At 58.4% G+C, this 21,648-nt stretch carries 19 protein-coding genes and 2 riboswitches; of the genes, 10 read left to right on the top strand and 9 right to left on the bottom strand.

Going from position 1 to position 21,648, the window contains the following annotated elements; genetic code table 11:
* The first annotated feature begins 133 nt into the window (after positions 1 to 133).
* The 5 genes from ffh (at position 134) to trmD (ending at position 3,835) form a co-directional block, all read left to right on the top strand.
* On the top strand, positions 134 to 1,705 hold the full coding sequence (gene ffh / locus GSF67_RS12690; RefSeq protein WP_006310874.1) for a signal recognition particle protein: 1,572 nt from the start codon (positions 134 to 136) through the stop codon (positions 1,703 to 1,705).
* 11 nt (positions 1,706 to 1,716) lie between these two features.
* Entirely contained in the window at positions 1,717 to 2,034 is a 318-nt protein-coding gene (locus GSF67_RS12695) for a chorismate mutase (protein WP_006310875.1), read from the top strand.
* Between the two features lie 33 nt (positions 2,035 to 2,067).
* Positions 2,068 to 2,445 (top strand): 30S ribosomal protein S16, encoded by a 378-nt coding sequence (rpsP, locus tag GSF67_RS12700; protein ID WP_006310876.1) that lies wholly within the window; start codon positions 2,068 to 2,070, stop codon positions 2,443 to 2,445.
* Positions 2,446 to 2,565: 120 nt separating this feature from the next.
* The gene (gene rimM, locus GSF67_RS12705) at positions 2,566 to 3,132 is read left to right on the top strand and encodes a ribosome maturation factor RimM (protein ID WP_006310877.1); all 567 of its coding nucleotides are present in this window, start codon (positions 2,566 to 2,568) and stop codon (positions 3,130 to 3,132) included.
* Between the two features lie 4 nt (positions 3,133 to 3,136).
* A complete protein-coding gene (gene trmD, locus GSF67_RS12710; RefSeq protein WP_006310878.1) occupies positions 3,137 to 3,835 on the top strand; it encodes a tRNA (guanosine(37)-N1)-methyltransferase TrmD in 699 nt (232 codons plus the stop codon).
* Here trmD and GSF67_RS12715 read toward each other — a convergent pair.
* Complete coding sequence (locus GSF67_RS12715) at positions 3,817 to 4,563, bottom strand: sulfite exporter TauE/SafE family protein (RefSeq protein ID WP_006310879.1); 747 nt, start codon at positions 4,561 to 4,563, stop codon at positions 3,817 to 3,819. The two genes, trmD and GSF67_RS12715, sit on opposite strands and share 19 nt — an antisense overlap.
* Before the next feature lie 268 nt (positions 4,564 to 4,831).
* Between GSF67_RS12715 and rplS the strand changes: the two genes are divergently transcribed.
* The 4 genes from rplS (at position 4,832) to GSF67_RS12735 (ending at position 9,868) form a co-directional block, all read left to right on the top strand.
* Positions 4,832 to 5,371 (top strand): 50S ribosomal protein L19, encoded by a 540-nt coding sequence (gene rplS / locus GSF67_RS12720; protein ID WP_006310880.1) that lies wholly within the window; start codon positions 4,832 to 4,834, stop codon positions 5,369 to 5,371.
* A gap of 324 nt (positions 5,372 to 5,695) precedes the next feature.
* Positions 5,696 to 7,429, top strand: a complete 1,734-nt coding sequence (locus GSF67_RS12725) for a type I secretion system permease/ATPase (RefSeq protein WP_006310881.1) — start codon at positions 5,696 to 5,698, stop codon at positions 7,427 to 7,429.
* The gene (locus GSF67_RS12730) at positions 7,422 to 8,735 is read left to right on the top strand and encodes an HlyD family type I secretion periplasmic adaptor subunit (protein ID WP_006310882.1); all 1,314 of its coding nucleotides are present in this window, start codon (positions 7,422 to 7,424) and stop codon (positions 8,733 to 8,735) included. Before GSF67_RS12725 ends, GSF67_RS12730 begins: the two co-directional genes overlap by 8 nt.
* A gap of 179 nt (positions 8,736 to 8,914) precedes the next feature.
* Positions 8,915 to 9,868, top strand: coding sequence for a M10 family metallopeptidase C-terminal domain-containing protein (locus GSF67_RS12735; protein ID WP_006310883.1), 954 nt, complete (start codon positions 8,915 to 8,917; stop codon positions 9,866 to 9,868).
* A 122-nt stretch (positions 9,869 to 9,990) separates the two neighbouring features.
* On the opposite strand, the gene GSF67_RS12740 is transcribed toward GSF67_RS12735, so the two are convergent.
* The gene (locus tag GSF67_RS12740) at positions 9,991 to 11,268 is read right to left on the bottom strand and encodes an MFS transporter (protein ID WP_006310884.1); all 1,278 of its coding nucleotides are present in this window, start codon (positions 11,266 to 11,268) and stop codon (positions 9,991 to 9,993) included.
* A gap of 415 nt (positions 11,269 to 11,683) precedes the next feature.
* Between GSF67_RS12740 and leuC the strand changes: the two genes are divergently transcribed.
* Complete coding sequence (gene leuC, locus GSF67_RS12745; protein WP_006310887.1) at positions 11,684 to 13,093, top strand: 3-isopropylmalate dehydratase large subunit; 1,410 nt, start codon at positions 11,684 to 11,686, stop codon at positions 13,091 to 13,093.
* A 58-nt stretch (positions 13,094 to 13,151) separates the two neighbouring features.
* Here leuC and GSF67_RS12750 read toward each other — a convergent pair whose 3' ends face one another.
* From GSF67_RS12750 to GSF67_RS12780, 7 genes are all read right to left on the bottom strand, one after another.
* The gene (locus GSF67_RS12750) at positions 13,152 to 14,666 is read right to left on the bottom strand and encodes a M48 family metalloprotease (protein ID WP_006310888.1); all 1,515 of its coding nucleotides are present in this window, start codon (positions 14,664 to 14,666) and stop codon (positions 13,152 to 13,154) included.
* Positions 14,667 to 14,920: 254 nt separating this feature from the next.
* Entirely contained in the window at positions 14,921 to 15,637 is a 717-nt protein-coding gene (locus GSF67_RS12755; RefSeq protein WP_006310889.1) for a thiamine ABC transporter ATP-binding protein, read from the bottom strand.
* The gene (gene thiP, locus GSF67_RS12760; RefSeq protein WP_006310890.1) at positions 15,634 to 17,259 is read right to left on the bottom strand and encodes a thiamine/thiamine pyrophosphate ABC transporter permease ThiP; all 1,626 of its coding nucleotides are present in this window, start codon (positions 17,257 to 17,259) and stop codon (positions 15,634 to 15,636) included. Before thiP ends, GSF67_RS12755 begins: the two co-directional genes overlap by 4 nt.
* A 19-nt stretch (positions 17,260 to 17,278) precedes the next feature.
* Positions 17,279 to 18,292, bottom strand: coding sequence for a thiamine ABC transporter substrate binding subunit (gene thiB / locus GSF67_RS12765; RefSeq protein ID WP_035214708.1), 1,014 nt, complete (start codon positions 18,290 to 18,292; stop codon positions 17,279 to 17,281).
* 37 nt (positions 18,293 to 18,329) lie between these two features.
* Positions 18,330 to 18,439, bottom strand: a riboswitch (TPP riboswitch).
* Positions 18,440 to 18,484: 45 nt separating this feature from the next.
* Positions 18,485 to 18,877: a VOC family protein gene (locus GSF67_RS12770; RefSeq protein WP_006310892.1), complete on the bottom strand. Its 393-nt coding sequence runs from the start codon at positions 18,875 to 18,877 to the stop codon at positions 18,485 to 18,487.
* A 97-nt stretch (positions 18,878 to 18,974) separates the two neighbouring features.
* Positions 18,975 to 20,801 carry an ABC-F family ATP-binding cassette domain-containing protein gene (locus GSF67_RS12775; RefSeq protein ID WP_006310893.1) on the bottom strand — a complete coding sequence of 609 codons (1,827 nt, stop codon included), beginning with the start codon at positions 20,799 to 20,801 and terminating at the stop codon, positions 18,975 to 18,977.
* Positions 20,802 to 20,805: 4 nt separating this feature from the next.
* Positions 20,806 to 21,459, bottom strand: a complete 654-nt coding sequence (locus GSF67_RS12780; RefSeq protein WP_035214709.1) for a thiamine diphosphokinase — start codon at positions 21,457 to 21,459, stop codon at positions 20,806 to 20,808.
* A gap of 90 nt (positions 21,460 to 21,549) precedes the next feature.
* A riboswitch (SAM riboswitch) is annotated at positions 21,550 to 21,626 on the top strand.
* Positions 21,627 to 21,648 lie beyond the last annotated feature (22 nt).

Here is a 21,648-nt window from a genome sequence, read left to right on the forward strand (position 1 = left end):
AGGTATAAAGAGATCCCGGAGGTCAACACCCGACAGCGCGATGCGCCCTCGGGTGCTTTTTGGCTTTGCGTCTTGTTTTTGCCAGCGAAAGCACCGACGTTTCGGAAACCCCGGAACGAAGAAGGAAGAAACGATGTTTGAAAACCTCCAGGACCGCCTTGGTTCCATTCTGAATGGACTGACCGGCCGTGGCGCGCTGACGGAAGCCGATGTTGCCGCCGCCCTGCGCGAGGTTCGCCGTGCGCTTCTGGAAGCGGACGTGGCGCTGGAAGTCGTGCGTTCCTTCACCGACAGGGTGCGTGAAAAGGCCGTCGGCGCAGCGGTTCTGAAATCCATCAAGCCCGGCCAGATGGTCGTCAAGATCGTGCATGACGAGCTTGTCGAAATGCTTGGCACCGAAGGCGTTTCTATCGACCTGCATGCGGCCGCCCCCGTCGTCATCATGATGGTGGGTCTGCAGGGCTCGGGTAAAACCACCACAACTGGCAAGATCGCCAAGCGCCTGACCGACCGCGACAAGAAGAAGGTGCTGATGGCATCTCTCGACACGCGTCGTCCGGCCGCACAGGAACAGCTGCGCCAGCTCGGCGTCCAGACGGGCGTCGATACGCTGCCGATCATCGCCGGCCAGTCGCCGACAGATATCGCCGCACGCGCCGTACAGGCTGCGAAACTCGGCGGCCACGACGTCGTCATTCTCGATACTGCCGGCCGCACGCACATCGACGAACCCTTGATGCTGGAAATGGCCGACATCAAGAAGAAATCCAACCCGCATGAAATCCTGCTGGTAGCGGATTCGCTGACCGGTCAGGACGCCGTCAACCTCGCGCGCAATTTCGATGAGCGTGTCGGCATCACCGGCCTTGTGCTTACCCGTATGGACGGCGACGGACGCGGCGGTGCGGCCCTTTCCATGCGCGCCGTCACCGGCAAGCCGATTAAGCTGATCGGTATCGGCGAGCGCATGAACGAACTCGACGAGTTCCATCCGCGCCGTATCGCCGACCGTATTCTCGGCATGGGCGACATCGTCTCGCTGGTCGAAAAGGCCGCCGAAAACATCGATGCGGAAAAAGCCCGCTCCATGGCCGAGAAGATGGCCAAGGGCAAGTTCGACCTCAACGATCTGGCCGACCAGCTTGGTCAGATGAAGAAGATGGGCGGCATGGGCGGCATCATGGGACTGATGCCCGGCATGGCCGGCATGAAGGACAAGATGGCTTCGGCCGGTATGAACGACAAGATGTTCGACCGCCAGATCGCCATCATCTCTTCCATGACCAAGGCCGAGCGCGCCAATCCGGATATTCTGAAACACAGCCGCAAGAAGCGCATCGCCGCCGGCTCCGGCACCGATGCCGCCGAAATCAACAAGCTCTTGAAAATGCATCGCGGCATGGCCGACATGATGAAGGCCATGGGCGGCAAGGGCAAAGGCGGCATCATGAAACAGATGATGGGCGGCCTTGCCGGCAAGATGGGTCTTGGTGGCATGATGGGCGGCGGCATGCCTGATCTGTCGAACATCGATCCGAAGCAGCTTGAGGCGCTCCAGAAACAGGCTGAAGCCGCCGGTCTCGGCAAGCCGGGTGCAATGCCTGGCTTGGGTGGTCTGCCTGGCGGACTGCCCGGTCTCGGTGGGGCAAAGCTGCCGGGTCTTGGTGGCATGCCGGGCCTGCCTGGTTTCCCGAAAAAGAAGTGAGGGTGACGCCAATGAACAATACAGAGGTGAAAGCCCAGCTTTCCGAATACCGCCAGTCGATCGACAATATCGATGCCGCACTGGTTCACATTCTTGCCGAACGCTTCCGCTGTACCAAGGCGGTGGGCGTATTGAAGGCAACATACAGTTTGCCGCCGGCCGACCCGGCGCGCGAGGAATACCAGATCGAACGCCTTCGCCGTCTTGCGAAGGACGCCAATCTGGACCCGGATTTCGCCGAGAAGTTTTTAAACTTCGTCATCAAGGAAGTCATCCGGCATCATGAAGCAATAGCCGCCGAACATGGCGGTCATGAAAAGACCGCCTGACCGGCGGACAAGCCATCTTAAGGAGTAAATCAAATGGCACTGAAAATTCGTCTCGCACGCGGTGGTTCCAAGAAGCGCCCGTACTACCAGATCGTCGTTGCTGACGCCCGTTCGCCCCGCGACGGCCGTTTCCTCGAGAAGGTCGGTTCCTGGAACCCGATGCTTGCCAAGGACAACCCGCTGCGCGTTGAGCTGAAGGCTGACCTCATCAAGGAATGGATCGCCAAGGGCGCACAGCCGACCGACCGCGTTCTGCGCTTCCTCGCAGAGGCAGGTCTTGCCGAGCGCGCCGCTCGCAGCAACCCGGAAAAGGCGCTGCCGGGCAAGCGCGCTCTGGAACGCGTTGCTGAAAAGAAGCAGAAGGCTGAAGATGCAGCCGCTGCTGCTGCGGAAGCCTCTGCTGCAGAATAATCTGCACGGAAACTTTTGAAGAACGGGTGGCATGGTTTTCCATGCCGCCCGTTTTTTGTTTATTTTGGCGTCAACAAACCTTAAAGCTGACGCAACCAACACCAGAAGACGGACGGCCCGATGGCAAAGCTGGAAAACCCGATACTCATGGCAAAGATCGGCGGCGCGCAGGGCCTGCGCGGCGAAGTCCGCGTCAGCACCTATACGGACGACCCGATGGCGCTGGGCGATTACGGCAATCTGGTCACCGCCGATGGCCGCGTCTTTGAAATTCTGGAAGTTCGCGAGGGCAAGAATGTCGTCGTCGTCCGTTTCCGTGGCATCAACGATCGCAATGCGGCCGAAAGCCTGAACGGGCTGGAACTCTTCATTGAACGCGACAATCTGCCGGATGATGAACTCGACGATGACGAATTCTATTACGCCGATCTCGAAGGGTTGGAAGCCGTTGATGCCGAAGGAAAAAGCTACGGCGCCGTCAGCGCCGTCTACGATTTCGGCGCGGGTGATCTGCTGGAACTGAAAGGCGCCGGCCGCCGCCCTGCCCTCATTCCGTTTTCCGAGGCTGCGGTGCTGGAGATCGATCTGGAGGCCGGGCGCATTCTCATCGACCCAATGGCCGCCGGCCTGATCGACAATCCTGACGACAAGGACCAAAACGGCATGTCGCCGTTCGGTAAGAAATAAATCCATGACCTTCAAGGCGACCGTTCTGACGCTCTACCCGGAAATGTTTCCGGGGCATCTCCAATATTCGCTAGCCGGCAAGGCGCTGGAGCGAGGGCAGTGGTCGCTGGACCCCATACAAATCCGCGAATTTGCCACCGACAGGCACAGAAGCGTCGATGATACGCCGGCAGGTGGCGGCGCCGGCATGGTGCTGAAACCCGACGTATTGGCCGCGGCCATCGATCATGTTTCGAATGGCGACACCCGGCCACGGCTGCTGATGAGCCCGCGCGGCAAACCACTGTCCCAGAACCGCGTGCGCGAACTGGCGGCCGGCGACGGCGCGATCATCGTCTGCGGCCGCTTCGAGGGCGTGGACCAGCGCGTCATCGAGGCACGCGGGCTGGAGGAAGTATCGATCGGCGATTACATTCTCTCCGGCGGCGAACCGGCGGCGCTGACGCTGCTGGATGCTGTCGTCCGCATCCTGCCGGGCGTCATGGGCAACGATCTCTCGGGCGTGCATGAAAGCTTCGAGGGCGGGTTGCTGGAGCATCCGCATTATACCCGCCCGCAACTCTGGGAAGGCCGCGATATTCCCGCCATCCTCACGTCAGGCAATCACGCCGCTATCGACAAGTGGCGGCACGAGCAGGCGCTGGCGCTGACGAAGGAAAGACGGCCGGATCTGCTGGAAAAAACTCAGGCCGAGACGAAATAATAGGCCGTCAGTACTAGCCCGACTGCAATGACAAGCCAGCGGATGATCCATTGCGGCACCCGTCTTGCAGTGTGCACGCCCACATAGCCGCCAAGTGCTGCCGCCGGAAACATGATGAGCGCCGCCCACCAGGACACGACGCCGCCGCTGACGAAGATCGTAATGGCGATGACGGCAATCACCACCGATAGCAGGTTCTTTAGCGCGTTCAGATGATGATAGCTGCCGCCGGAGGTTATCCCGAGGATGGCGAGCATCATGATGCCCATGCCCGCCCCGAAAAAACCGCCATAGATGGAAGCGAGCCCCTGAAAGACGAGGCTCGGCAGATTGCCGGGAGAGCGCTCCGCACTCGCCTTCGGCCTGAGCCACGGGCCCGCAGCAAAAACCGCCGTGGCGGCCAGCAGCAACCATGGCACGAGCTGGCGGAAGGCAGGATTGTCGAGCGACAGCAGCAGAAGCGACCCCGCAAGCCCGCCCACGACGGAAACGACAGACAGCGAGACCGCTTCGCGCCAATGAGCACGGATTTCCGGCCCATAGGCGATCACCGAGGTGATGTAGCCCGGAAACTGCACGATCGCCGAGGTGGCATTGGCGACGATAGGCGGCAAGCCTGCCAGCGTCATTGCCCCGAAGGTCAGGAAGGTGCCGCCACCGGCGATCGCATTAACGACACCAGACAAAAAACCGGTCGCAAACAACATGAGAACGATGAAAACTGACATGGCCCCTCCCAAGGTTCTCATCCCATATCCGGCAGCAAGCCGCTTCGCAACTGCCGGAGCGCGGCGCTTAATTGATAAAATATTGTCACGAAAGGGATGACAAATGGCGCTTGCTAGTATATGTGCGCGCTTGGAATTGGGGTTTACCCCTTTAACCGCAAGCAAAGAATGGCGAACCCGCTCCTGCCGCAAGGCATGGTCTGAAGGCATTGACCGACAGGCGAACCGTTGAGCGCTCTGGCTGTTTCAGAAGAAATCAGAGGTTAACATGACCAATATCATTCAGCAGCTGGAAGCCGAACAGGCTGCCAAGATCGAAGCAAAGCGCACCCTGCCTGAGTTTTCTCCGGGCGACACGCTGCGCGTCAACGTTCGTGTGACGGAAGGTAACCGTACCCGCGTTCAGGCTTACGAAGGCGTTTGCATCGCCCGTTCTGGTGGCGGCCTTTCCGAAAGCTTCACCGTTCGCAAGATCTCCTATGGCGAAGGCGTCGAGCGCGTATTTCCGATCTACTCCCCGCTGGTCGAAGGCGTTGAAATCGTTCGCCGTGGTAAGGTTCGCCGCGCGAAGCTCTACTACCTGCGCGACCGTCGCGGCAAGGCTGCCCGTATCGTTGAAAACACCGGTACGCGCGCCCGCAAGCTGAACGAATCCGAACGCCAGGCAGCTGCCGAAGAAAAGGCACGTCTGGAAGCTGAAAAGGTAGCAGCAGCACAGGCTCTCGCCGCCGAAAAGGCAGCAGCCGAAGCCGCAGAAGCCAAGGCAGCGGAAGAAGCAGCAAAGGCTGCAGAAGCTACGGCGGAATAAGATTTCCATTTCGATGGATGCACGAAAGGCGGCCTTCGGGTCGCCTTTTTTGTGGTCTCAGGCTGCCAATCGCAAACCGCAGGCCGCAAACTGCCAATTGGATACCTGGCCCGAATTACGGCGGCGGGCCAGAAACCTTAAGAAACGCCGTCGCTTCTTCCCGTCTGCTGGTCCCACTTCAGTTTTTTTCTGGATAAACCAACAGATTCCAAACAGATAACAGATATTTACTTAGATTTTTCAGGCGGGTGTTTTAGCCCATCCTCGAATAGCATTGCCTAATCCCTTTTATTGTGCAATTTTCTTGCTGTTTTAGGTGTTATTATGTTTTTATTTAATTCTTTTTTAACAAAAAATAAGTCCGCTTTTTTCGCGGTTGGCCTCGCCAGCGCGTTGATGAACATCCTTAATCTTTCCGGCTCGCTTTTCATGCTGGAAGTTTACGATCGCATTTTGCCCAGCAAGAGCATTCCATCTCTTGTGGCTTTGGTCGTTCTCCTAATCGTTCTCTACGCGTTTCTGATGGGGTTCGACGCATTGCGAGGCCGTATATTGGCGCGCATCTCCGACAATATGGATGATGCGCTCAATCAGAAGCTTTTCAGGGCATCGATCAGCGCGCCGCTTCTCGCCTCCAGCAAGATCGACGGGCTGCAGATCGTCGGTGACCTCGATCAGATCCGCCAGTTTCTCTCCGGACCGGGCCCGGCAGCCTTTTTCGATATTCCCTGGCTGCCCATCTATCTCCTGATCTGTTTTGCCCTGCATCCCTGGATCGGTTTTGCGGTGCTCGGCGGGGCCGTGGTTCTCGTCGTGCTGACGCTTCTGACCAATTGGCTGACCGAAAGGGCAACGAAGCAGGCCTATACCGCGCGAGGCCAGAGAAACGTGCTTGTCGGCAGCAGCCAGCGCAACATCGAATCCATCAAGACCATGGGTATGATGGGTGCGGTGACGTCGATGTGGGACGAATTGCACTCCAAATATCGCTCCGTGACCCTGTCGACGTCAGATACCGCAGGCATGCTCGGCGCCATGTCGCGAACATTCCGCCTGTTGTTGCAATCCGGCGTCATGGCCATCGGCGCCGTGCTTGTCATCGACGGCCACGCCTCGGCAGGCAGCATCATCGCAGGATCGATCCTTTCTGCAAAGGCACTCGGCCCTGTCGAACATGCGATCGCGAACTGGCGCAGCTTCATGACCGCCAGGCAGGGGTGGAAACGCGTCAACGAGTTTTTGGAGCTTGTGCCGGAGCCCGCCCCACCGCTCTCCCTGCCGCGTCCGCAATTTACCGTTGCCGTCGATCGTGTCACCGGTGGCCCGCCGAATGGCGCGCGCGATACGGTCGCCGACATCTCCTTCACGCTGAATGCGGGCGATGGGCTCGGCATCATCGGTCCAAGCGCCTCGGGCAAATCCACCCTGGCGCGTCTGATGACCGGCATCTGGCCCTATGAGCGCGGCTCCGTCCGCTTCGATGGAGCAGCACTCAACCAGTGGGACTTCGAGTTCCTCGGCAAATCCATCGGCTACATGCCCCAGCAGGTGGAACTGATGCCGGGAACGGTCGCGCAGAACATCGCGCGTTTCGACCGCAATGCGACTGCGGAATCGATCGTTGCCGCCGCCAAGGCCGCTCAGGTGCATGAGCTGATCCTCAACCTGCCGAATGGCTACGATACCTCTATAGGCGATCGCGGCGAGGCTTTGTCGGGCGGGCAGAAGCAGCGCATCGGCCTTGCCCGCGCGCTGTTCGGCGAGCCCTTCTTCGTCCTTCTCGATGAACCGAATTCCAACCTGGACAGCGAAGGCGAGGCGGCGCTTCGCAATGCCATCGGCGACATCAGGGCGCGTGGCGGCATTGTCGTCGTCATTGCACACCGCCCCAGCGCCCTCGAAAGCATCAATATGGTGATGGTGATGAGCAATGGCCGGATGCTGCGCTTCGGCACCAAGGAAGAGGTGCTTGCGCAAATCCTGCGGCAGAATATCCGCCAGGTGCCCGAGGGGGAAGAAACGCGCAAGATTGAAAACCGGGTGAGCGAAAATGGCTGATGCAGAAAAAACCGGTACGACGAATTCATCCATTCTCAGGCATTCGGCCGCCGTGGTCGTTCTCGGTCTCGGCCTTCTCGTCGGAATGGGCGGCTGGGCGGCTTTCGCAAAGCTTGCCGGCGCCGTGGTGGCCACGGGCCGTGTGGTCGTTGAAGGCAATTCCAAAAAAATCCAGCATCTTTCCGGCGGCATCGTCAGTGAGATCAATGTCGTCGAAGGCGACAGGGTCGCGGCTGGTCAGATTCTGTTACGGCTGAGCGCCACGGTCGTTCAGGCAAACCTCTCAATTATTGAGAATACGCTTGCGCAACTCTATTCGCGTCGGGCGCGCCTGCGGGCAGAGATTGCCGAAGAACCCTCTTTCACCGTGACCGAAGACCTGACGGCACTGACGAGTTCGAAGTCGGCCAAAACCTTCATCAATAGCGAACAGAACCTTTTCAACAGTCGTCGCAACGCGTTGATCGGCATGAAAAAGCAGCTTGCCACACGCAAGCTTCAACTGGCCGACGAGGCACGCGGCCTCGACGTCCAGGTTGAGGCCACGGAAAACGAACTCGCCATTGTGAAGGAAGATGTCTCCAAGACAGATGAGCTCTTGAAAAAAGGACTCGTCACGCTCCAGCGCCTCAATCTCCTGAAGCGCCAGCTTTCCAATCTTGAAGGTCAGCAGGGCCAATATATCGCGGCTCGTGCGCAGACCGTGGGCAAGCTGAGCGAACTGGACCTGCAATTGCTTCAACTCGACGAAGACCGAAAATCGGAAGTCACGAAAGATCTGACATCGATCGAAGCAACCGTTGCCGAATATGAAGAACGGCTGGCGGCAACACGCGACCAGCTAGATCGTCTCGACATCCGCTCACCGATTGCAGGTCGTATCTATCAACTTTCAGTGCACAACATAAACGGCGTCATCCAACCCGGTGAAGTGCTGATGCTGGTGGTTCCTGACAAGGATGAGCTTGCAATCGAAGCCAATATAACGCCGCGAGACATCGATCAGATTTACGTCGGGCAGCCGGTCACCGTTCGCTTCACGGCGTTTAATCAAAGCACGACACCGGACTTGAGCGCGGAAGTTGCTGTCGTCGCCCCTGATCTGCAGACAGATTCCCGAACTGGCACATCTTATTACGTCCTGCGCATCAGACCCAACAAAGCTGGCATGGGGCATCTACCTGGCGGGAAGTTGTATCCTGGCATGCCGGCGGAAGTATTTATCCAGACCAGCGAGAGAAGTGTTCTGTCCTATTTTGTGAAGCCATTCCAGGACAGACTCAAAAAGACCTTCGTGCAGGAATAGTTTCTTACTTATTAAGCAAAAAATAGAAAAATTTTCAACACACCAAATACGCGATTTTTTTGAAAATACCGTTTTCTTATATTGTATTATGGTTTTTTATGTATTAAATGTTACCCGCAACAATTAACAGAAACTTAATTTCAATTCATCGATTTCTCAAAAATTTATAGGAGTTTAAAATGGCGTTAAAAGTAACGTTTGGTAATGGCGGCGCCGCTTCGGTTTCCTCGCTTACAAGCCTCATTGATCAGGAAGCTTATAAGCTCCTCACGGAATCGACCGCCCAGGTTAAGAATGGCTCCTCGATGGAAACCGGCAGTGTCAACGTCGGTTCCGTGTCGGTTCCCGGCACGGGTGCTGGCGGTACGGTTGATGTTGGCTACGACGCGTCCGCAAACGCCTTTAAGTTCGACGTGTCTTCGGCATGGAACTCGGTAAAGAACGCTCTTGCCCAGTCAGACACCTCTGAAAACCTTATCTTCAAGGATTTCGTTCAGGTCGACGTTCATCTCGGCGGCACCGGTTCGTCCAACGTAGACGTTTCCAATGCCAAGCGTGGCAACATCTCGACGGGTGCAGGCAATGACACCGTCACCGTTTCGGTCGTTTCCAACGACAAGAACTGGGTAAATGCCTTCAACATCGATACGGGTGCCGGTAACGATACGATTGTCGTGAAGGCTGGCACTGCATTTAACGAAGCTGGTGCCGGCGGTATCGCTGCCGGAACCAATGTCGTTAACGGCGGTGCCGGCGTCACAGACGGAAGCTTCACGTCCGTCAAGATCGACGCGGGTGCAGGTAACGACACCATCGACCTGAGCGGTGTGAACTTGGCTTCGTCGCTAGTGACCGGCGGCAAGGGAATCGATCACATCATCGCAAGCGGTGGCGCCGATACCTTTGTATTCAATCTCGGTGATATGGCCAAGAGCATTGTCACTGACACGATCGATGGTTTCAACGCCGCCGTGGACAAGCTCAAGCTGGTAAATACGACCATCGATAGTTGGGCAGTGAGGTTCGAAGACAACGACACCATCCTCAGCTACAACGTTTCTGGCGACCACAAGGGCGAGAAGATCATTCTTTCCAATGTTCACCTCACCGGTAACGATTGGTTCACCGCATAATTCTCTCAAAGAGAACCTCATCTATTGCCGCTTAAAATGAATGTGGCCCGGAAACCTCCGGGCCACAATTTTTTATATGTGCAACTGTGAGCAATCGCGTCAGCTGTCGCAATCTTCCAAAGTCAGGCAGCCTTGAGCTGATTGCCCATTTTTCGCGTTGCGATGATGACCAGCACCCCTGCAAGCGCGAGGCAAAAAGCAAGGAAGAACATCGGCGCGATGGTGCTGCCGGTTTGATCCTTGATCCACGGCACGACATTCTGCGCCACGAAGCCACCGAGATTGCCGACGGAATTGATCGCGGCGATACCCGCAGCCGCACCCGCTCCCTTGAGGAAACGGCCGGGCAGGCTCCAGAACACCGGCTGGCCGGCGAAGATACCTGCGGCAGCGACACAAAGGAAGGCGAACTGCAACACCGGATCGCTGAGTAATGCCGACATCAGCAGGCAGAAAGCGCCAACGAAAGCCGGACCAACAATATAGGGCGTCTTGTTCTTCGCCTTGTCGGCCGCGGAAGGCACGACGAACAGGGCGATGGCGACGATAATCCAGGGGATGATATTGATGAAGCCGTTGGTGGTGTTGGAAACACCAAAACTCTTCACGATCGTCGGAAGCCAGTAGCTAAGCCCATAAGCAGCCAGCGGAAATCCGACATAGCACAGCGCCATGAACAGAACGCGCGGGTTGACCAGAGCCTTGAAACCGTCTTCCGCATGTTCTTCCATGCCCTTGTTTTCTTCGGCCAGCCGGTTCTTCAGCCAGTCCTTCTCATCCTGGGTGAGGAACTTCGCCTTATCAGGCGTGTCATCCAGATAAAAGAAGGTGACGATGCCGGCGATGACGGCAGGTATGCCGGTCGCCAGGAAGACCCATTCCCATCCGGCATAACCGAGGAAACCATCGAGATCGAGCAGCATGCCGCCGAGCGGCGCACCGACCGCGTTGGCGAGCGCGCTGAAGATCATGAAGAGCCCGATCATGCGTCCGCGATAATCACGCGGAAACCAGAGCGTCATGAGGAACAGCACGCCGGGGAAGAAGCCCGCTTCGCAAAGCCCGAGCAGGAAACGCAGGATGTAAAACATCGTGGCGTTCTGCGTATAGGCAAGCGCGATGGTGACGGCGCCCCAGGAAACCAGAATGCGGGCAAACCATTTGCTGGCGCCGAAACGGTTGAGGAACAGGTTGCTCGGCACTTCGAAGAGGAAATAACCGATGAAAAACAGCGAAGCGCCAAGACCGTAGGCATATTCGCTCAGGCTCAGCGCATCGACCATCTGCAGCTTGGCATAGCTGACATTCTGGCGGTCAATATAAGCGATGAGGTAGAGAAGGCCAAGAAACGGCATCAGCCGCCAGGTGATCTTCGATATGAGGGCCTTTTCGGATACCATGTGCTTTCCTCCCTTCGATTTCTCGTCGAATGCAAATGATAAGGGAACCCATCTATATGTGCGCCGCAAAATAGGCAAGTTGCGTCGCACCATATCGATCGCAAAGCGTTGCAGCGCAGGCGATCCAACCGTGGTGCAGCGCATATGAACGAAACTATTCCATCCTTCGGCGCGTCTCCCAAGCATTCATATTGCCGTAAAACCATCGATCTGCTATGAAAGTTGCCATGGGATCTAAATTCGGATGTCTCGCTCAGAATGTTTACGTGCTGCAGGACCACAAGCGTCTGCCGGCACGGTTCTTTGCGCGCATTTCCGGGGCGCTCAACAGCCGACTTAGGCTCGCCTGACAGCACCCGCTGTCCACCACCTTTCTGAACCCTGATTACCCTTTTCCATGACAAGGCATAGAGCCATGAGCGCACCCCGCACCTTATATGACAAGATCTGGGACGACCACGTCGTCAATCGTGACCCGGACGGCACCTGTCTTCTCTACATCGACCGTCACCTCGTGCATGAGGTGACGAGCCCGCAAGCCTTCGAAGGTTTGCGCATTGCCGGCCGACCCGTGCATTCGCCGACCCGCACGCTCGCCGTGGTCGACCATAACGTTCCGACCACAGCCGACCGGCTGGAAGGCATCAAGAACGAGGAAAGCCGCATTCAGGTGGAAGCGCTTGCGCAGAACGCCAAGGAGTTCGGTGTCGAATATTATTCCGAGCGCGACAAGCGCCAGGGCATCGTCCACATCGTCGGCCCCGAGCAGGGCTTCACCCTGCCCGGCATGACGATCGTCTGCGGCGATAGCCACACCTCCACCCACGGCGCTTTCGGCGCTCTGGCGCACGGTATCGGCACGTCGGAAGTGGAGCATGTTCTGGCCACCCAGACGCTGATCCAGAAAAAGGCCAAGAACATGCTGGTGCGTGTCGATGGCAAGCTTCCGGAAGGCGTGACCGCCAAGGACATCATCCTTGCCATTATCGGCGAGATCGGCACGGCCGGCGGCACCGGCCATGTGATCGAATTTGCTGGCGAGGCGATCCGCTCGCTCTCCATGGAAGGGCGCATGACGGTCTGCAACATGACCATCGAGGGCGGCGCCCGCGCCGGTCTGATCGCACCCGATGAAACGACTTTCGATTACATCAAGGACAAACCGCGTGCGCCGAAGGGTGAGACGCTGGAACAGGCCATCGCATATTGGAAGACGCTGAAATCCGATGAGGGCGCCCATTATGACAAGGTTGTCATCCTCGATGCAGCCAACCTGCCGCCAATTGTCTCCTGGGGTTCGTCCCCGGAGGATGTGACCTCCGTTGAAGGCATCGTTCCCAATCCCGATGATATCGAGGAAGAAAACAAGCGCACCTCCAAGTGGCGCGCGCTTGACTATATGGGCCTGAAACCCGGTACGCGCATCACCGATATCGCCATCGACCGTGTCTTCATCGGCTCCTGCACCAATGGCCGCATCGAGGATCTGCGGGCGGCGGCAAAGATCGTCGATGGCCGCAAGGTGGCTTCCACCGTCTCGGCCATGATCGTACCCGGCTCCGGACTCGTCAAGGAACAGGCGGAAAAGGAAGGTCTGGACAAGATTTTCCTCGACGCTGGTTTCGAATGGCGCGAACCGGGCTGCTCCATGTGCCTTGCCATGAATGACGATCGCCTGAAGCCCGGCGAACGCTGTGCCTCCACCTCGAACCGCAACTTCGAGGGCCGTCAGGGCTATAAGAGCCGCACCCACCTCGTCTCGCCGGCCATGGCTGCAGCTGCGGCAATCGCCGGTCATTTCGTCGACGTGCGCGAGTGGCAATAATTCTAAAAGATGCCAGACAACAAAAAACCCCGGAGCGATCCGGGGTTTTTCTTTGGCTCTATTCCGAAATGATCTTGACCCGCTGGCCGGGCTGAAGCGTGGCCGTGGCGCTCATTGCGTTAATCATGCGGAACATGTCGAGCTTCCGCTCCGTTCCCATCATCCGCGCCGCCATTGTCGCCACAGTTTCACCGGGCTTCACAGTCACTACGCGTACTCTGAGCGGCTTCAACGAGGCAATCTCCTGCGGCGTCATCTTACGGAAGCTGGTGCGCAGCACATTGGCGATGGAATCGAGCTGGGTATTGCCCTTCGGCACCGCTGTCAGGAAACGGAAAATCTGTTGACCGACACGAATGACGGTCACATCGAAATCCCATTTATCGGCGCTGGCGCGGGCTGTCGCAGCCTCCAGACCGTTGATCTGCGTTTCCTTGACGGTTTCCGGCAACAGGCCGGCAACCCAGCCGCTGGTGAGGTAATTGGCAAGGCTCGTCTGTTTCGGATCGGCCACGCCATCGAAACGGATGGCCATGTCGCCCGGGCCAGTCGCCAGAACGGCCTCCACCTTGTTGTCGATGACGAACCCTTCCGGCACGTCGAAACGGATACCCAGCGTTCCATGCAGGAATGTCTGGCCGCGGACATAACCCTCTTGTGGGCTGTCCCCGTAAAGCAGGCCGTCTATGCCATCCAGAAACCAGTCGCGGCCCCGGTCCCCGACCTGCCCTTCCTGTCCGAAGGCACGGGCGTGACGACGCGCAAGCTCAATGCGCTGCGGCGTGTTGGGGTGGCTGGAAAGGAAGTCGAGGCTCTGGTCGTTTTCGGGATCGGCCGAGGAGAACCGTGCATAGGCCGCCATGGAATCCAGAAAGCGTGGCGATGCATAGGGGTCGTAACCGGCCTCGCCCAGCATGCGAACGCCGATGACGTCCGCCTGCAATTCCTGCTGACGGGAGAAGGCCGCAAGCCGCAGCTTGCCGCGGGCCAGCGCCTGCTTGCCCGCAAGATCGCTCGACAGAACTTCCGCAACCACGCGGCTGGCAATCACCTCCGCCTCTTCGCGGCGCTGGCGTTCGATGCCGTGGTTTGCGGTCACATGGCCCATCTCGTGCGACAGCACGGCCGCCACTTCCGAGGCGTCATTGGCGAGCGCCAGAAGCCCGCGCGTCACGTAAAGATATCCACCGGGCAAGGCGAAAGCGTTGATGGCGGGCGAATTGAGAATGGTAATCCGATAGGATTGCTGCGGATTTTCCGAGACAGCCGTCAGCGCGCCGGCAATACGGGCGACCAGCCGCTCCGTCTTGGCGTCGCGATATTCGCCGCCATAACTTGCCACGATGCGCGGATGTTCGCGCGCACCCATCTGGGCACGCGGATCGTTCTTCTGTACCTGCTCCACGGTCTGCGGATTGTCAGAGGGACGCAATGTGGACTGGTAGGCCGGGCTGAACAGGGACTGGCACGATGACAGCAGCACGGCAGACGCCGTCAGCGCGGACCACGCCGCAGCAAGCCGGCCGGAACGGCGAAGGCCTGAACCGGAGAAAAGCCTCCGCTGTGCAGTCATGCTATTTTTCATTCTCTATGCCTGCCCCTTAACGTTCCTGATCATCCGTTAATTGCAGACCAGAATAACAGATTCGCCCCAACGGGCGATGAATGCCAAAACGGTAAAAACGATCCATCAAGTCCGGAATATTCCTGAAGAACGCAATAATTCCCATCTTTTCTCGGGCAACAACTTGAAACTGGCAAGTGCAAATTAGCGCCATTGAAGTTATCTAAAGCGATTGCCAGCGGCACGCGTCGAAAATAAGGCGATCAGCCATTCAGAAAACTGTCTACCGCCTTCACATTTTGTGTGGCGAAGAAATCTGCGGTCGAGCCTGCATAGACAACGCGGCCGCGATCAAGAAAAACCACCCGTTGCGCCAGCTTTTTTATGTCGTCGGGGTGATGCGTGACAATAATCACCGTATTTTTTGTTTCGGCGTGCAAGTCGAGAAGCAAAGCCGTCATGCCCGCCCGCAGTCCCGGATCAAGCGCGGCGAAGGGCTCATCGAGCAGCATGACCGGTTTTTGCCGCACCAGCGCACGCGCCAGCGCCGCCCTTTGTCTTTCGCCGCCGGAAAGCGTGCCCGGCAGGCGCTTGTCGAAACCCGCAAGACCGACGCGCGCCAGCGCCACCTCGATCCTCTGCCGGTCTTCCGCCCGCAATTTCAGGCCGGGGCTGACTCCGAGAGCGACATTGGTGAAAATATCGAGATGGGCGAAAAGATTATTGTCCTGAAAGATCGATGAAACCGGCCTTTCCGAAGGGTCCGATGCCGCCATGTCCTGTCCGTGGATAACCACACGGCCAAAATCTGGCACCTCGAAACCGGCAACGAGATTGAGGAGCGTCGATTTTCCCGAACCGGAGGCACCCACAACCGCAGTCACCTGACCTTGCGGAAAGGTGCAACCGAGATCGAAGTCCTGCGTTCCGAGCCGCAGCCTGATCTTGTCCAGCGCAACGGCAAAATCATCGCCTGTCATATACCAGCCCTTGCTGATGGGGATTGCCGTGAAGTACCGCCTGCCGCAAGCAGCAGGCAAACGACACCGAGGAGGAAGGCATAACCGGCCGCATCGTTGGTGCGATAGCTGCCCATATTGCTGTAGACCAGCCAGGGCAAGGTCACGAAATTTTCCGATCCGAACAGTGCAACTGCCCCGAGATCGCCGAGCGATAGCGCCATGGCAAAAGAAAGTGCCATCAGCACGGGCCGCCACAGAACCGGCAGATCGGCAAACCGCAGCCGCGAATAGCCCTGAAGCCCGAGACTGGCGGAAAGGCGACCAGTGCGCAGAAAATGGCTGGTGAAGGCCGGCTCCATCACCCGCATGGCAAGCGGCAGGGCCATCAGCATATTGATGAGCGCCACGAGAACGGGCGCATAAAAACTGACATCACCAAACACCCGCAACAGCAGGAACCATCCGCTTCCCAGCACGACGGGCGGAACAAGCAGCACCAGCGACGACCCCGCCCCAAGCAGGGCAGAAAGCAGGCCGAGAGGCCACGCCACCTGGCGTCTGGAGCCGATGGCCTGGCGTGCGCCGATGATCGCCATGCAGCAGAGGACGACGAGAATTGCCGACAGCATGGCGATTAAAAGACTGGTCGTCGCGGCACGCAGGAAGATCGGCGCGATGAGCAGACGCGACAGATCGGCCTGCAGCCCCGAAACAGCTATGGCGACAAGCGGCAGCCCGACCAGGAAGACGGCAAAAACGATTGCCGCACCGTCCCACAGCCGCGCGCCTGTAGTTCTGCCGTCGAAACGGCGGATGTTGCGACCAAGCGAGGAGATTTCCGCTTCCGGCAATGGCAAAAAGGCAAGGAGTCCGAGCAGGACTGCGGTGAGGACGATCTGCAGAACCGAAAGCGCAATCGCCCGCTGCGGATCGAAATCGAATCGCAGCGCCTGATAGATCGCCACCTCCAGCGTTGTCGCCGCCGGCCCGCCGCCGAGAAGAAGCACGAGCGTGAAACTGGTGGCGCACAGCATGAAAACTAGCCCGGCAATGCCGGGAATGAGCCGCGAGACCGCCGGCCATTCGATGAAACGGAAAACCGAAACCGGCCCCATGCCGAGACTTGCCGCCATGCGCCAATATTCCCCCGGAATACGCTCCAGCCCCGCCAGCATCAGCCGCACACAAAGCGGCAGATTGAAGAAGACGTGAGCGATGAGAATGCCGGAAAGGCCGTAAATGCTGAAAGGCTCATCCGCCCCGGCAAAAACAAGCGCGCTATTCAGCACGCCCTGCCTGCCCCAGATGGTGATGATGCCGAAAGCGCCGACGATCACCGGCAGCCCCATCGGCACCGCCATCAGCCGGATGATCCAAATCCTTCCGGGAAACTCTTTCCGCCGGGCGAGCGCCAGAGCGACGGGCAGGCCAAGAACGATGGACAAAAGGGTGGACAACGTCGCCTGGTACAGCGTGAAGCGCAGGATGCGCAGCGTATAGGCATCCATGACACCGGCGGCGGATGCGCCGGCATCAAAGGACAATAGCGCGAAAACCGCGAGCGCCATGAACAGGAAAACGGCGGCAAAAGCCGCCGTCCCAAAAATGATCGACCGCCGATAATCGCGACGCAGCATCATGCGCGGGCGTGCCTCTTCCTCAGTTCATGCTCATGGCCGAAAGCCATTCGTCGATCCAGGCCTTGCGGTTCTTCGCCACCTCTTCGGGATCCATCAGAAAGGTCTTCTGCGGCACGACGAGTTTGGAAAATGCCTCGGGCAAGGGCGCCGACGTTGCCGCAACCGGCATCATCCAGTTGTTTTCGGGAATGGCATCCTGAAAACCTGATGTCAGTGTGAAAGCGAGAAACTGCTTTGCCAGCTCCTTGTGCGGCGCATTTTTGAGAAGGCCGGACACTTCGATCTGGATGTAATGCCCTTCCGAAAAGGCCGCAGCCTGATAACGGTCCGACTTTTCGGCGACCATGTGATAGGCGGGCGAGGTGGTGTAGGAGAGCACCATCGGCACCTCTCCCTTGGTGAACAGGCCATAGGATTCCGACCAGCCGGGCGTGACGGTGAGAATGCGCTTCCTGAGCTTTGCCCAAGCCTCCGGCGCCTTGTCGCCATAAACCGACTTTACCCACAAAAGCAGGCCAAGCCCAGGCGTGGAGGTACGCGGGTCCTGAATGGCGATCTTCTGCGCGGAGTCGCCTTCCACCAGTTCTTTAAGGCTCGCCGGCGGGTTTTTCACCGCCTGCGTGTCATAGATCACAGCGAAATGCCCATAATCATAGGGTACGAAAACATCGTCCTTGTAACCGCCCGGCACCTTGGCAGCCGATACATCGATGCCGCTGGCGTCAAAAAGGCCGGTCTGTTTGGCTTCCGCGACAAGATTGGTATCGAGACCAACGACCACATCCGCCTTGGATCCTGCGCCTTCAAGTTTCAGACGATTGAGCAGCGCCACGCCATCCGCGACACCGACAAAATTGACCGTGCAGCCGCAAACCTTCTCGAAGGCTTCCTTCACCTTGGGGCCGGGGCCCCATTCGGAAACGAAGCTTTCATAGGTGTAGACGGTCAGTTCCGGCTTGTCCTGCGCCGCGGCTAAACCGGGCAGAAACAGCGAGGCGGCAATGACGGAATTCAGGAAAAGACGACGGCGCACGGGTATCTCCTCAAAAAACGAGAAGGAATAGCCGCTTGCCTTTAAGCCGTCTAATCCCTCCGCCGGTATGAACCGGATCAGGTTCTTCGGGTTGGCAAGCCTCTCAGCCTTCTGCACAAAGCACAGAAGACACCCCGTTAGATCAAGATGACGGTTTAGTCCCGTCGTCGGTGATTGGCAAGATGGGCGAGATCAGCCCTGTCCCGTCATATGCACCAGCTCCCAGACGTGACCGTCGGGATCCTGAAAGCTGCCGGCATACATAAAGCCATGGTCCTGAACCGGCTTCCAGCTGCTACCGCCGGAGGCAAGCGCGGTTGCGATCATCCCGTCGATCTCCTCCCGGCTTCCAGCGGAAAGGCAGGTCAGAACCTCGGTGCTCTGTTTGGCATCGGCGATATCGCCATTAATGAAATCCCGAAACCGTTCCTCCTGAAGAAGCATCACGAAAATGTTCTCCTCCACGATCATGCAGAGCGTGCGGTCGTCGGAATATTCCGGATTGAAACTGAAACCGAGGGCCGTGAAGAAGCTTTTCGACACCTCGATATTCTTGACCGGCAGATTGACAAAAATCATGCGCATTTTCAGATCTCCTCCAAACGAGCGGGGTCATAGAACGGTAATTCCGCTTGCCTGTCAAAGGCCGACGAAGGACTGCTCGAACGGAGAGTGCCTGGCTTCAGCTCTCAAGTTCCTCGCGCAGCATCTCCAGTTCCAGCCATTCCTCTTCCATGGTTTCCAACTTTTCGCGCAGCTTTTCCATTTCCTGCGCCAGCTTGTTGAAAGTGACCTGATCCTTGGCAAAGAGTTGCGGGTCAGCCATGCGCTGTTCGCGTTTTGCGATCTCTTCCTGGGTCTTTTCCATTTCCTTCGGGAGGTTTTCGAGAGCGAATTTCTGCTTGAAGGAAAGTTTGCCCTTGGCCTTCGCTGGCTCCTGCGACGGCGAGGCTGAGGATACGGCCTTGGCCTTTTCCTGCCTTTCGGCCTTGCGTTTTTCGTCCGCCGCACCCTTGCGCTGTGCCATCATGTCCGAATAGCCGCCCGCATATTCGATCCAGCGCCCATCCGGCTGATCGGGATTGGCGGGTGCGATGGTGGAGGTGACGGTGCGGTCGAGAAAATCACGGTCGTGGCTGACGAGAATGACCGTGCCGGAAAAACCGGCAACGATCTCCTGCAACAGATCGAGCGTTTCAATATCGAGATCGTTTGTCGGTTCGTCGAGGATCAGAAGATTGGTCGGCCGGGCCAGAATGCGCGCCAGGATAAGACGGGCGCGCTCCCCGCCGGAGAGATTGCGGATGGGCGTGCGCGCCTGCTCCGGCTGGAACAGGAAGTCCTTCATGTAACCCGTCACATGCTTCACCTCGCCATTGACGAGAAGATTATCACCACGGCCGTCGGTCAGATAATGCGCGAGCGTTTCGTTGGGATTGAGATCCTCGCGCTTCTGGTCGAGCGTGGCGATCTCCAGATTGGTGCCAAGCTTCACCGTGCCACTATCGGGCTCAAGCTCGCCCGTCAGCATCTTCAGAAGCGTCGTCTTGCCCGCACCGTTCGGCCCGACGAGGCCGATGCAATCTCCACGATGAACCCTGAGCGAGAACGGCGCCACGATCACGCGCTCGCCATAAGCCTTGGTGATGGCGTCGGCCTCGATGACCAGCTTGCCGGATTCCCGCCCTTCCGTGACGGTCGCCTGCACGGAACCCTGCGGCCCCTTGTGGCCGCGATAGTCCGCACGCATGGCCTGAAGCTCGCCAACGCGGCGCATGTTGCGCTTGCGCCTTGCGGTCACGCCGTAGCGCATCCAGTGCTCTTCACGCTCGATGGCCTTGCCGAGCTTGTGCTGTTCCAGTTCTTCCTCTTCCAGCACCTTGTCGCGCCATTCCTCGAAATGGGCAAAGCCGCGATTGAGACGGCGTGATTGACCGCGATCGAGCCACACCGTGGAGGTCGAGACCTTCTCCAAAAAGCGCCGGTCGTGCGAGATCAGCACCAGCGCACTGCGCGTCTGCTGCAACTCGCCTTCCAGCCATTCGATCGTGGGTAGGTCCAGATGGTTGGTCGGCTCGTCCAGCATCAGAATATCGGGTTCCGGCGCCATCACGCGGGCAAGCGCCACACGGCGCGCTTCACCGCCTGACAGGCTTTCCGGATTTTCCTGCCCGGTAAGACCCAGATGCTCGAGAAGATAGGTCACGCGATAGGGATCGTCGCCCGGCCCGAGCCCCGATTCCGCATAGGCCTGAACGGTGGCGTAACCGGCAAAATCCGGTGCCTGTTCCAGATAACGAATGGTGGCCGCGGGGTGCCGGAAAACCTCGCCCGACTGTGCCTCGACCAGGCCGGCGGCGATCTTCATCAGCGTGGATTTGCCCGAGCCATTGCGCCCCACAAGGCAGATGCGGTCACCGGGCTCCACCTGGAGGTTGGCGCCGTCGAGCAACGGGGTCACGCCGAAGGTCAGCTTGATATCGTCGAGTTTCAGAATTGGGGGTGCCAAGGCGTCAGGCTCCGGTCAGGTCATAGGGGCGGGCGAGCACGATGGCTTTGCCGCTTTTCAGCGAGAAATGCACAGGGCCGCCATTCGCGACATTGGAAATAGTGCGGGAGGAACCGAAAGCAAGCGCGAAATCGTTAAGTGGATAGCGGACATTGCCGATATCGAGCCCTTCAAGGGTGGTGAAGCCGGCAACCGAGAACAGCGATCCAGCCGGAAGATCAATGGAGAGCGAACCGGCAAGCAGCGGCCTCGCCTCTTCTTCACCCGAGGTCAGCGTCACCTCGAAACCACGCTCCGCCAGCGCCACGGCATAAAGAAGGTGCTGAAGCGCATGATCGCTTCGCGCGCCGCCGAGCGCTCCCACCAGCAACAGCGAATGCGCGCCACGCGACAGTGCCTCGGACACCGCGATCTCACCATCCGTCACGGCCTTTGCCGCCGGATAGGGTTGCCGCGTCACATCCGGCCAGGCATCGAGCAGCTCTTGGCTGGCGGAATCGAAATCCCCGACCCACAGTTCGGGCGTGAGACCGAGCGGCGTGGCGTGGCGCATGCCGCCATCGGCCGCAATCACACGGCTATTGACGACCGCCCGTTTCAGACGATCGGTCACCGCGACATCGCCGCCAAGCAGAATGGTGAAGCGCTCTTTGTTCATGCCTTGCCTTACCGCACCTCGGCCGAAAATGGAAAGCCGAAACCCCGATGAAATCAGCCTATATTGATTTTCGCCGGCTTCGGGATTATGAAACGCCTCAGTGGTGATTTGCCGACCGGCTTGCAGCCACTTTAAAGAAGTCGCTAAAGGGTCGAGGAAAAGGGCAATTTCCTGGGACCGGCCGCGATT

This window comes from Agrobacterium sp. CGMCC 11546, assembly GCF_013365515.1.
In the GTDB taxonomy this organism is placed as follows: Bacteria; Pseudomonadota; Alphaproteobacteria; order Rhizobiales; family Rhizobiaceae; genus Agrobacterium; species Agrobacterium fabrum.

Excerpts from the sequence above, each read along its gene's own strand:
- ffh (WP_006310874.1), top strand. The coding sequence starts at position 134 with ATGTTTGAAAACCTCCAGGACCGCCTTGGTTCCATTCTGAATGGACTG.
- GSF67_RS12695 (WP_006310875.1), top strand. The coding sequence starts at position 1,717 with ATGAACAATACAGAGGTGAAAGCCCAGCTTTCCGAATACCGCCAGTCG.
- rpsP (WP_006310876.1), top strand. The coding sequence starts at position 2,068 with ATGGCACTGAAAATTCGTCTCGCACGCGGTGGTTCCAAGAAGCGCCCG.
- rimM (WP_006310877.1), top strand. The coding sequence starts at position 2,566 with ATGGCAAAGCTGGAAAACCCGATACTCATGGCAAAGATCGGCGGCGCG.
- trmD (WP_006310878.1), top strand. The coding sequence starts at position 3,137 with ATGACCTTCAAGGCGACCGTTCTGACGCTCTACCCGGAAATGTTTCCG.
- GSF67_RS12715 (WP_006310879.1), bottom strand. The coding sequence starts at position 4,563 with ATGTCAGTTTTCATCGTTCTCATGTTGTTTGCGACCGGTTTTTTGTCT.
- rplS (WP_006310880.1), top strand. The coding sequence starts at position 4,832 with ATGACCAATATCATTCAGCAGCTGGAAGCCGAACAGGCTGCCAAGATC.
- GSF67_RS12725 (WP_006310881.1), top strand. The coding sequence starts at position 5,696 with ATGTTTTTATTTAATTCTTTTTTAACAAAAAATAAGTCCGCTTTTTTC.
- GSF67_RS12730 (WP_006310882.1), top strand. The coding sequence starts at position 7,422 with ATGGCTGATGCAGAAAAAACCGGTACGACGAATTCATCCATTCTCAGG.
- GSF67_RS12735 (WP_006310883.1), top strand. The coding sequence starts at position 8,915 with ATGGCGTTAAAAGTAACGTTTGGTAATGGCGGCGCCGCTTCGGTTTCC.
- GSF67_RS12740 (WP_006310884.1), bottom strand. The coding sequence starts at position 11,268 with ATGGTATCCGAAAAGGCCCTCATATCGAAGATCACCTGGCGGCTGATG.
- leuC (WP_006310887.1), top strand. The coding sequence starts at position 11,684 with ATGAGCGCACCCCGCACCTTATATGACAAGATCTGGGACGACCACGTC.
- GSF67_RS12750 (WP_006310888.1), bottom strand. The coding sequence starts at position 14,666 with ATGACTGCACAGCGGAGGCTTTTCTCCGGTTCAGGCCTTCGCCGTTCC.
- GSF67_RS12755 (WP_006310889.1), bottom strand. The coding sequence starts at position 15,637 with ATGACAGGCGATGATTTTGCCGTTGCGCTGGACAAGATCAGGCTGCGG.
- thiP (WP_006310890.1), bottom strand. The coding sequence starts at position 17,259 with ATGATGCTGCGTCGCGATTATCGGCGGTCGATCATTTTTGGGACGGCG.
- GSF67_RS12770 (WP_006310892.1), bottom strand. The coding sequence starts at position 18,877 with ATGCGCATGATTTTTGTCAATCTGCCGGTCAAGAATATCGAGGTGTCG.
- GSF67_RS12780 (WP_035214709.1), bottom strand. The coding sequence starts at position 21,459 with ATGAACAAAGAGCGCTTCACCATTCTGCTTGGCGGCGATGTCGCGGTG.